The sequence below is a fragment of the Pseudomonas sp. 43NM1 genome (genome assembly GCF_002836905.1).
GTDB lineage: Bacteria > Pseudomonadota > Gammaproteobacteria > Pseudomonadales > Pseudomonadaceae > Aquipseudomonas > Aquipseudomonas prosekii.
Genome location: NZ_MKGS01000044.1, coordinates 1 through 9,652 on the forward strand (window position 1 = coordinate 1; position 9,652 = coordinate 9,652).

General features: G+C 60.9%; 11 protein-coding genes. All 11 read left to right on the forward strand.

From position 1 onward, the window contains the following. On the forward strand, positions 1–326 hold a 326-nt coding region (locus tag BI292_RS06175), incomplete at its 5' end, for a phage baseplate assembly protein V (RefSeq protein WP_157831217.1). 54 nt (positions 327–380) lie between these two features. Continuing rightward, positions 381–638 carry a hypothetical protein gene (locus BI292_RS06180; protein ID WP_101207318.1) on the forward strand — a complete coding sequence of 86 codons (258 nt, stop codon included), beginning with the start codon at positions 381–383 and terminating at the stop codon, positions 636–638. Positions 639–643: 5 nt separating this feature from the next. Further along, positions 644–970 (forward strand): GPW/gp25 family protein, encoded by a 327-nt coding sequence (locus BI292_RS06185; RefSeq protein WP_101207319.1) that lies wholly within the window; start codon positions 644–646, stop codon positions 968–970. After that, entirely contained in the window at positions 967–1,848 is an 882-nt protein-coding gene (locus BI292_RS06190) for a baseplate J/gp47 family protein (RefSeq protein ID WP_101207320.1), read from the forward strand. The genes BI292_RS06185 and BI292_RS06190 overlap by 4 nt, the downstream gene beginning before the upstream one ends. Position 1,849: 1 nt before the next feature. Further along, on the forward strand, positions 1,850–2,458 hold the full coding sequence (locus tag BI292_RS06195; RefSeq protein WP_101207321.1) for a phage tail protein I: 609 nt from the start codon (positions 1,850–1,852) through the stop codon (positions 2,456–2,458). Further along, positions 2,451–4,409 (forward strand): phage tail protein, encoded by a 1,959-nt coding sequence (locus BI292_RS29090; RefSeq protein WP_256592619.1) that lies wholly within the window; start codon positions 2,451–2,453, stop codon positions 4,407–4,409. Before BI292_RS06195 ends, BI292_RS29090 begins: the two co-directional genes overlap by 8 nt. 15 nt (positions 4,410–4,424) lie before the next feature. Continuing rightward, positions 4,425–4,850 (forward strand): phage tail protein, encoded by a 426-nt coding sequence (locus BI292_RS06205; protein ID WP_101207322.1) that lies wholly within the window; start codon positions 4,425–4,427, stop codon positions 4,848–4,850. Between the two features lie 104 nt (positions 4,851–4,954). Continuing rightward, on the forward strand, positions 4,955–6,121 hold the full coding sequence (locus tag BI292_RS06210; protein WP_101207323.1) for a phage tail sheath family protein: 1,167 nt from the start codon (positions 4,955–4,957) through the stop codon (positions 6,119–6,121). A 12-nt stretch (positions 6,122–6,133) separates the two neighbouring features. Beyond that, positions 6,134–6,637, forward strand: coding sequence for a phage major tail tube protein (locus BI292_RS06215; protein ID WP_101207324.1), 504 nt, complete (start codon positions 6,134–6,136; stop codon positions 6,635–6,637). A 14-nt stretch (positions 6,638–6,651) separates the two neighbouring features. Then, positions 6,652–7,248, forward strand: coding sequence for a phage tail assembly protein (locus tag BI292_RS29445; protein ID WP_101207325.1), 597 nt, complete (start codon positions 6,652–6,654; stop codon positions 7,246–7,248). A gap of 150 nt (positions 7,249–7,398) precedes the next feature. Beyond that, a partial coding sequence (locus BI292_RS06225; RefSeq protein WP_101207326.1) for a phage tail tape measure protein occupies positions 7,399–9,652 on the forward strand: 2,254 nt, incomplete at its 3' end.

Consider the following 9,652-nt stretch of genomic DNA (forward strand, 5'->3'; position numbering starts at 1 on the left):
CCTTCATTCCCGGCCTGTACGGGAATGCTGGCCCGCCGCCGGATAACCGCGACCATGTGGAAGTCTGGCGGTTTGATGACGGCGGCTCGCTGGTCTACGACTGGCAAGCCAAGAGCTACACCATCACGCTGCCGAGCGGCACGATGACTATCACGGTCGGCGGCTCCCAAGCGGTCGTAACCGATAGCGCCGTTACCGTAACGTCCGGGACCATCACCCTGAAGGGGGCGGTGAACATCGAAGGTCCGTTGCACGTTACGCAGAACATCACCGGCGATATGGCGATCCTCGACACGACCGGAAACAGCAATCACCACAAGCATTAATTTCAACCACGACAGCCCGCCAAGCGCGGGATTTTTCATGCCTGGAGAAAACACATGGCCAAGATCCTCGACACGCCTGCCAGCGAAGTTCAATCGCAGCCCGACGTTGCAGCAAGTCCGCTGACGCTGGCTGCACCGACCACTCAGTTTTTGAAGTTTCGCGACAAGATCTACACCTCGCGCACTCTGATCATCCCGCCTAGTAACCGCACGTTGTCGGTGGCGAAGGCTCAGGTTGAGGTTGCGCCGGCAGATGCCGAGGCGTTGGCATTTCTCAAAGCCAGCGCGGAATTCGAACCACTGAAGGAGTGATGTAGATGATCGGAATGGATCGCCAGACCGGCCAACCCATTTCCGGCATCGACCATTTGCGGCAGTCCATTGCTGACATCTTGGGCACGCCGTTAGGCAGCCGCCGGCATCGGATGGACTACGGCAGCAAGTTGCGGCGGTTTATCGACTTGCCTGTGAACGAAGGCTGGAAAAGCGCGGTACAGGCTGAAGTCGCTCGCTCCCTGGGGCGCTGGGAGCCGCGTTTGAAACTCGATCAGGTGCGTGTTCTGTCGGTGTTAGGTGGGCGAGTCAATCTGAAGATCGCCGGCGTTTACCTGGGCGACGGCGTCACGCTGGAGGTGGCCGTATGAGTATCGTGGATCTGTCGTCATTGCCGGCGCCGACGGTGTTGGAACCGCTGGACTTCGAAGAGGTTTACGAAGAAAAAATAGGCGTGTTTCGCGGCTACATGGGCGGCAACTGGACGGCCAAGCTGGAGAGTGATCCGGTGGTCAAGGTGCTGGAGGTGGCTGCTTATATCAAGGTCGGCAACCGTGCCCGAGTTAACGATGCAGGCAAGGCGGTTTTGCTCGCGCACGCCATCGACGGTGACCTCGATCACCTGGGCGCCAATGTCAATCTGAAGCGCCTGGTGGTTCAAGCCAAGGATCTGCTGGCCGTGCCGCCGGTGCCGGAGGTCAAGGAAGAAGACGACCCGTTCCGCGAGCGTATCCAGTTGGCCTATGAGGGCCTGACCACGGCTGGCCCGCGTAACAGCTACATCCTGCACGCCCGTAACGCCTCGGGATTGGTGGCGGATGCCACGGCCGAAAGCCCGGCGCCGTGTTTCGTTACGGTAACGGTGCTGGGTTTGGAAGAGCAGGGCGTGGCCCCGCCTGAGTTACTGGCGACGGTGGCCGTCGCGCTCAATGACGACAATGTGCGGCCGGTGTGCGATCGGGTCACGGTGCAGAGTGCCCAGGTAATTCCGTACAAGATCGAGGCGATTTTGCACATGGCTGGTGCCGGCCCTGAAGCGGATGCCAGTTTGGCCGAAGCGATAAGCCGGTTGGCGGCATGGATCAACCCGCGCAAGCGGTTGGGCGTCGAGGTGGCGCGGTCTGGCGTCGACGCTCAGTTGCACGTTGCCGGGGTTTCCAGGGTCGAGCTGGTCGGATGGCAAGACTTGGCACCGACCAAGGCGCAGGCGGCGTTCTGTACGGGCTACACCGTCAAGTTGGCGGGCTGATATGAAAAGCCTACTGCCGCTCAATAGCACGCAACTGGAACGGGCCATGGAGGCCGCGTTTTTCGAAAAGACCATTGTCCCGCTGCGCGACCTGTACAACGCCGATACCTGTCCGGTGCATTTGCTGCCGCACTTGGCGTGGGCGTGGTCGGTGGACCGCTGGGATTACCGGTGGAGCGAGGCGACCAAGCGCGCGGCCATCAAGGCCTCTTACTACATCCACGCTCACAAGGGGACCATCGGCGCACTGCGCCGGGTGGTTGAGCCCCTGGGCTACCTGATCGAGATTATCGAGTGGTTCAAGATGGTGCCGGAGGGCATCCCGGGCACGTTCGCGCTGAAGGTCGGGGTTCTCGACACCGGTATCACCGAGGAAATGTATCAGGAGCTTGAGCGGCTGATTGACGACGCCAAGCCGGTTAGCCGGCACCTGACGGGTCTGGCGATCAGCCTCGAAACTCAAGGCAATTTGAACATTGCGGTGTCCCTCTATGAGGGCGACGAAATCGACGTTTACCCGCCGGTCATGCGTGACATTGAGGTCACTGGCAGCTTCGGTGTGGTCGGCCGCGAACACTCCATAGACACTCTGGACGTTTATTATGATTGATGCGAATTCCCAGTTTTTCGCCATCCTCACGAAAGTGGGGAGAGCCAAACAGGCGAATGCCGACGCACTCGGTATTCCCTGGAAAATCACCGAAATGGGCGTGGGTGATGCCAATGACACCGACCCAATCCCAAGCGAGGCGCAAACGCGGCTGATTAACGAGTGGCGGCGCCGTCCGCTGAATCAGCTGCGCATTGACCCGGCCAACACGGCGGTGATCATCGCCGAGCAAATTATCCCAGCCGATGAGGGCGGGCGCTGGATTCGCGAAATCGGTCTGTATGACGCTGACGGGGATCTGGTGGCGGTGGCCAACTGCGCGCCGAGCTTTAAGCCGATGCTGTCGCAGGGCTCCGGCCGCACCCAAGTGGTCAGGATGAATTTCATCGTGACCAGTACCGGCAACATCACACTCAAGATTGACCCTGCGGTGGTGCTGGCGACTCGCGAGTACGTCGATCTGCGGATAACCGAAGAGCTTTACAAGCTCGACAGCAAACAGTCGGTGCGGGTGGCCACCACGGCCAACATCGCGCTGGCGGGCTTGCTGACCATCGACGGCATTGCGTTGGCGGCCGGCGATCGGGTGTTGGTGAAAAACCAAACCGTGGCCAAGGACAACGGCCTGTACTTGGCGGCAGCGGGCGTATGGAAGCGCGCAGAAGATGCCGACACCAATGCCGAGGTGACTTCCGCGTTATTGGTTGCGGTCGAGCAAGGCGGCGCGCTGGCCGACACGCGCTGGCAGTTGGTCACCGACGGCGTGATAGTCCTGGGAACCACGCCGTTGGTTTTCCAAGACGTGACCCAAGGCTATGCGCCGATCAATTCGCCGGCGTTCCTCGGGGCGCCGACAGCCAACACCGCCGAGCCAGGTAACAACTCGCGTCAGGTGGCGAACACTGAGTTTGTGGCCAGCGCTGTCGAAAAGGCGGTTAACGGTGCGACGACTGTCAGTGTGGCGGGTTCGGGCAGCACGCTGCTCACGGCGGCGCAGGTGCGGGCCGGTGTGCTGTATCTCAACGGCACGCTGACCGGCAACAAAACCGTGATTGTGCCGACTGAGCCTGCGCGGTTTCAGGTGTGCAACACCACCACCGGGCCGTTCACGTTAACGGTGAAAACGGCGGCGGGCTCGGGGATCCTGGTCACGCAAAGCATGTGCTCCCTGCTGTTTTGCGACGGCGCTAGTGTGTTTTTGCAGCAATCGGATTTTGTCAGCCCGATCTTCAGAGGCGTTCCGCGCACACCGCTGCCACCTCGTTTTGATGTCAGCGATCAAGTAATGAGCGCGTCGGCGGTGTCGTCCCGAGGTCAGCAATATTCAACCTTCACCGCCTTTGACGGGCCGCTACATGGAACCGTCGGGCACGTTGGCGGGGTGGTTCATTGCTCCGGTTCGGGTGGCGCGAACGCCTATAGCTTGCCCAGCACTGCGGCCAACAATATTCCGCCCGGGGCGACGGTCCGTGTGCAGAATTGGGGCGCTTACGACCTCTCGCTGAGTGTCCAGGGCGGCGACAACATGCAGGAAAACATCGATGGCGTATGGAGTCCGGCAACGCGAGCGATTCCGGCTGACTCTTATGTGGACTGCATGCATATCGGTGCTGGTATGTGGCTGCTGGCGGGGACGGGCGTTGTCGGCAAAACTCGTCCGTGGGCCTTCATGTCGGGCGAATCGGGTTATCAGAAATTGCCTTCTGGTTTGATCATTCAGTGGTTTACAGCGCCGTTCGCCCAGGCGTATCAGGCGGTCCCGTTTAACTTGCCGATCGCATTTACGAAAGGGAATTTCGGATGCAACGTCTCGCTGACGAGCAGCGCCATTTATGCCAGCGGCGGCTCGCCCCATGTTGCTGGCATGCCCAACGGCTTAGGCCAAGTGCTTTTGCAGTCCAACTACACCGCCAGTCAATCGGCCGTGCGGGTGCTGGCTTTCGGTATGTAAGGGGATCAACAGAAAATGCTCTATTCCAGCAAGACAACCGGCCTGTTTCACGACTCCGATCTGGGTGGGGAAATTCCGCCGGACGCGATCGAGATAGCGCCGGATTTGCACGCCGCATTGCTGCGCGGTCAATCGGATCTGATCATGATTGATTTCGCTACCGAGCCGCCGTCACTCGTGGAGCGGCCGCCGATGAGTGACGATGTGCTGGCCAGCATTGAGCGCGCTTGGCGCGATGGGCAGTTGGCCAAGACGGACGGCATCGTGGCGCGTCACCGTGACGAAATAGAGGAAGGTTTGTCCACGTCTCTAACCTCGGCGCAATACACCGACTTGCAGGTCTATCGCCGCTCACTGCGCAACTGGCCAGAAGCGGGCGAATTTCCGTTGGCCGACCATCGCCCAATTGCGCCGCCATGGCTGGCCGAGAAACTGCAATAAACGCCCCGCACTGACGGGGCGTTTTCTTTTCCGTTACGCGTAACACGAACATCCCTAACAGCCTCGCTTATGCGGGGCTTTTTCGTTTCTGGAGATCGAGCTTTATGAGTTTCTTTCACGGCGTTACCACCACTTCGGTCGATACCGGTGCTCGCACCATTTCGCTGCCGTCGTCTTCTATCATCGGGCTGTGCGACACCTTCACCCCGGGCGTCCTCGGCGGCGGTACCGCCAAGGCTGGCGAACTGAAGCTGATCACCACCGAGCGCGAAGCCATTGCCGCTTTCGGCCCCGACTCGGCCATCACCAAGGCCTGTCAGGCGATCTACACCAAGGCCAAGGCGGTGATCGTCGCCATTGGCGTGCCCAAGTTGGAAGACACGGCGCTGCAAACCTCGGCGATCATTGGCGGCGTTCTGGCCTCGGGTCAGCGTACCGGCCTGCAAGCCTTGCTCGATGGCAAGAGCCTGTTCAACGCACAGCCGCGGCTTTTGATTGCCCCGGGTCACACCGCCACACAAGCGGTGGCCACCGCGCTCGATAGCCTGGCGCAGAAGCTACGCGCGATCGGCATTCTCGACGGCCCTGGTACCACCGATGAGGCCGCCATGGCCTACGCCGATAACTTCGGCAGCCGCAACCTGTTTATGGTCGATCCGGGTGTGCAGTTCTGGGACACCACTCTCAGCAAAACGGTGGATGCGCCGGGCTCGGCCTGGGCAGCGGGCTTGTTCGCCTGGACTGATGCGGAATACGGCTTCTGGGGATCGCCGTCGAACAAAGAGTTCACCGGCATCACCGGCACCACTCGCGCAGTCGAGTACCTGGACGGCGACGAGACGTGCCGAGCCAACCTGCTGAACAACGCCAATATCGCGACGATCATCCGTGACGACGGTTATCGCCTGTGGGGCAACCGCACGCTGTCGAGTGATCCGAAATGGGCGTTCGTTACCCGCGTTCGCACGCTGTTCATCCTGATGGATGCGGTACAGGCCGGGCACAAGTGGGCGGTTGACCGCTCGATCACGAAAACCTACGTCAAGGACGTCACCGACGGCCTGGATGCGTTCATGCGCGACCTGAAAGCCCAGGGCGCAATCATCAACTTTGAAGTGTTCCCGGATCTGGAGCTGAACACGGCCAGCCAGATTGCCCAGGGCAAAGTTTACTGGCGCATCCGCTTCACCGACGTGCCGCCGGCAGAAAACCCGAATTTCCTTTTCGAAGTCACCGATCAGTGGATGACCGAAGTTCTTGAAGCAGCCTAAGGGGCCACGTAAATGATTCCTCAAACTTTGTTCAACACCAATCTGTTCGTCGATGGCGTGAACTTCACCGGCGACGTGCCGAGCCTGACGCTGCCCAAGCTGACCACCAAGACTGATGCGTATCGCGCTGGCGGCATGGCGGGCGAGATTGAAATGGATCAGGGCCTGGAAAAAATGGAGGCGTCCTTTGTCACCAAGGGCATTCGCCGAGAGTCGCTGAAGTTCTTCGGTCTGGCCGACGGCACGGCGTTCAACGCGTCGTTCCGTGGTGCCTTCAAGGGGCTCAAGGGCACGGTGACCGCTGTCGTGGCTACCCTGCGCGGCCGGCTCAAAGAGGTCGATCTGGGCGACTGGAAGGCCGGCGACCCCGCGGAGATCAAGCACGCGATCGCCGTCACTTACTACAAGCTCGAAATCGACGGTCGCCTGATGTACGAAATCGACATGGTCGCCGGTATTCAGGTGATCGACGGCAAAGACCAGCTCGCGGAAGTGCGCTCCGCACTCGGCCTCTAAGGGAATAGATCCAGATGACTCAAGCAATTAAGAAAATGCCGGATTGGCTGGTGGTAGCCGGTGAGCACGCTGTCGTGACTCTGTCGCGGCCCAGCGAAGCCAACGGGGTGAAGGTCGAGAAGGTCACCCTGCGCGCACCGACGTTGCGCCAGGAACTGGCGGCTGATGCGGCCGTGCAGGGTGATGCAGAGCAGCGCGAGTTGCTGCTGTTCGCCGGGCTCGCGGAAATGGGGATCAAGGATATCGAAGGCCTGAAGCTAGTGGACTACCACCGCTTACAGGCCGGTTACGAGCAACTGGTGCCGCAATTCTCGGACGCTAAAGAGCAAGCCGCCTGGCTCACTGTCACGCCGGATAACGCGCTGGTGACGCTGCTGTGTCCCTCGGAAATCAATGGCGTCATGGTCGATAAGTTGGTCATGCGTTCCCCGACTGTGCTCGATGTTCGGGCGGCGAATCGTGAATCGGGTGGCGATGAAGTGAGCCGCGAAGTGGTTCTGTTCGCCAATTTGACCGGCGTCAATGTCGGCGAGCTGGAGGGCCTAAAGCTGGTGGATTACTACCGTTTGCAGGCCGGCTATTTTCGCCTGGTGCGCGACGACGGGGTTTGATCCCGGCGTCATAAAAATGGCCGCGAAGCGTCTGGCGGCGGAAACCGGATTTTCCGCCGCTGAGATTCAGTCAATGCCGTTTGCTGAAATGGTTTGGTGGCTCACGGACTGAGCCGCCTTCGGTAAGGCTGTGCAAATAGGGGCCATGATATGGCGAACAAAATCGCCCTCGGGCTGGTGATTGGTGGTGCCGTCAGTTCTTCGGTCGGCGCTGCATTCAAGGATGTGACGGGGCGGATCAAACGCCTCGAGGCGGAAGGCGCCAAAGCGCGCGTATTGCAACGCACGATCGGCGACACCATCCGCTTGCGTGATGAGTGGAAAAAAGCCCACGACAGCGGCGCCGCTGGTGCGTCCAAATTGCTTAACCGGTTGAACTCCAATCTCGACAGCTTGAAAAAGCAGGGCGTTGAAGTCGGGCGTCTTGAGAAGTTCTATCGGGCCATGGGGCAAGCGGCCAACAAAGCCGAGTTGAAAGCACGGGGGCACCAACAAATCAAGGACGGTTCGGACGGCTTGAAAAAGACGGTCGGGGCTGCTGTCGTGGGTATCGGTGCTATGGCCGTGCCGACGAAGGTCAGTGCGGACTTCGGCGCGATCGTTCGTGACATCGCGATCAAGGCCGGCATTGCCAACAAGCCGCAAGAAAAAGAAGTGTCGCGCAAGATCATTGATACCTCGCGCGACACCGGGATGGCGCGTAACGACGTGGCCGACGTGGTCAACCAACTGGTTGGCGCCGGTATGGATTTAAGCAAGGCGCTGGAGTATGCGCCGGTGGCGGCCAAGTTCGTCGTGGGGCAAGGGTCCAGCGGCGTCGACACGGCGAAGATGATCAACGCCCTGGGGCAGAACGCCAAGATCACCGACCCGGAACAGATGCAACAGGCCCTTGAGGCGATCGCCTTTCAAGGGCAGGCGGGAAGCTTCGAAGCGGCCGACATGGCCAAGTGGTTCCCTGAACTGTTGGCCAACATGGGCAGCCTGGGTATCACCGGCATGGATGCGGTGACGCAATTGGGCGCCATGCTGCAGGTGCAGATGAAGTCTGCCGGCGGCGCCGATGAGGCGGCCAACAACCTGAAAAACTGGATGGGCAAAATCGGTTCGACCGATACCGTCAAGGCCTATGAAAAGGCCGGTATCGACTACAAGGGATCGATGCAGACCGGTTTGCAAAACGGTATGTCCACGCTCGAAACCAGCATGGCGTTGGCGCAGAAATACATTCAGGCGACTGATCCCAAACGCGCTGCCGAGATGGCCAAGGCGACGGCGGATATCAGTCAGCAAGCCGACCCGGAGAAAGCCAAGGCCATGATGGCCTCTCTGGAAGCGTCCCTGCGCACTGGCGACCTGTTCGCTGATATGCAGGTCAAGGCCGCGCTGTCGGCGTATATGCAGAACAAGGCGCTGTACAGCCAGCTTAAAAACGACTCGCGCGACGCAACGGGCATCCTCGATAAAAACCTCAGTGAGCGGCGCGAAGCGTCGTCGCAGAAGTGGGCAGAAATGGCTCAGTCGATGGATGACGCTATGCGCAGCGTGGGGGACGCGCTGCGCCCGGTCACGGACGCTGTGGCCGAGACGTTGACCAAAGTTACCCGGGGCATCACGGCGCTGTCTGACAGCACGCCCGGGGTGGTGTCGGGCGTTGCCCTGGTCGGTGGCGCACTGGTCACGCTATCGGGGCTGTTCAGTTCTTTCAAGATGGGGAAAGGGCTGTTCAACCTGGCGCGCGGTACGTTGGGCGGCAAGGGCAAGGCCGGAGAAATCCAAAAGGTTTTTGTCACCAACGCCCAGGACGGCGACAGCGATGGCGACGGCAAAGCGGATGAGCCCAAGGGCAAGGCCGGCAAAGCGCTATCGCTGGTCGAAACCGGTCTGAAGGCGGTCGCAGCCCTCACGGGCAAACCGGTGGACGGCGACGACGATGGCGACGGCGCGGACGGTAAGGACGACGAGAAGCCGGGCAAATTCGACCTGGTATCCACTGGCCTCAAGGTGGTATCGCTGGCCAAGGAAGCGGTTTCCGGCGGTGACGATGACGACAAGGGCGGCGCCTCGGGCTCTGATGACGACGGCGTCAAAAAGGTGTTCGTGGTTAACGCGAATGCCATGGGTGGCGGCGGTGACGGCCCGGGAGAAAAACGCCGGCGCGGTCGTGGTGGGCGTCGCGGCGCTGCACGGCGGTTGGGCGGATCGTCCCGGGTTGGTGGTGGCTCGCGATCGCGCATCCCTGGGCCGCGTCCGCCGGTGGTGCGATCGCCGATGCCGGGACCGCGTCCACCGGTGCCGGGGGCACGTCCGCCGGTAGTGCGTTCGCCGATCCCGGGACCGCGTCCTCCGGTAGTGCGCTCGCCGATTCCGGGGCCACGTCCACCGGTGCCGGGTTCGCCTGTTC

Bases quoted from the DNA above. Each gene is read 5' to 3' on its own strand.
- BI292_RS29445 (WP_101207325.1), top strand. From the start codon at position 6,652: ATGACTCAAGCAATTAAGAAAATGCCGGATTGGCTGGTGGTAGCCGGT.
- BI292_RS06190 (WP_101207320.1), top strand. From the start codon at position 967: ATGAGTATCGTGGATCTGTCGTCATTGCCGGCGCCGACGGTGTTGGAA.
- BI292_RS06180 (WP_101207318.1), top strand. From the start codon at position 381: ATGGCCAAGATCCTCGACACGCCTGCCAGCGAAGTTCAATCGCAGCCC.
- BI292_RS29090 (WP_256592619.1), top strand. From the start codon at position 2,451: ATGATTGATGCGAATTCCCAGTTTTTCGCCATCCTCACGAAAGTGGGG.
- BI292_RS06205 (WP_101207322.1), top strand. From the start codon at position 4,425: ATGCTCTATTCCAGCAAGACAACCGGCCTGTTTCACGACTCCGATCTG.
- BI292_RS06195 (WP_101207321.1), top strand. From the start codon at position 1,850: ATGAAAAGCCTACTGCCGCTCAATAGCACGCAACTGGAACGGGCCATG.
- BI292_RS06210 (WP_101207323.1), top strand. From the start codon at position 4,955: ATGAGTTTCTTTCACGGCGTTACCACCACTTCGGTCGATACCGGTGCT.
- BI292_RS06185 (WP_101207319.1), top strand. From the start codon at position 644: ATGATCGGAATGGATCGCCAGACCGGCCAACCCATTTCCGGCATCGAC.
- BI292_RS06215 (WP_101207324.1), top strand. From the start codon at position 6,134: ATGATTCCTCAAACTTTGTTCAACACCAATCTGTTCGTCGATGGCGTG.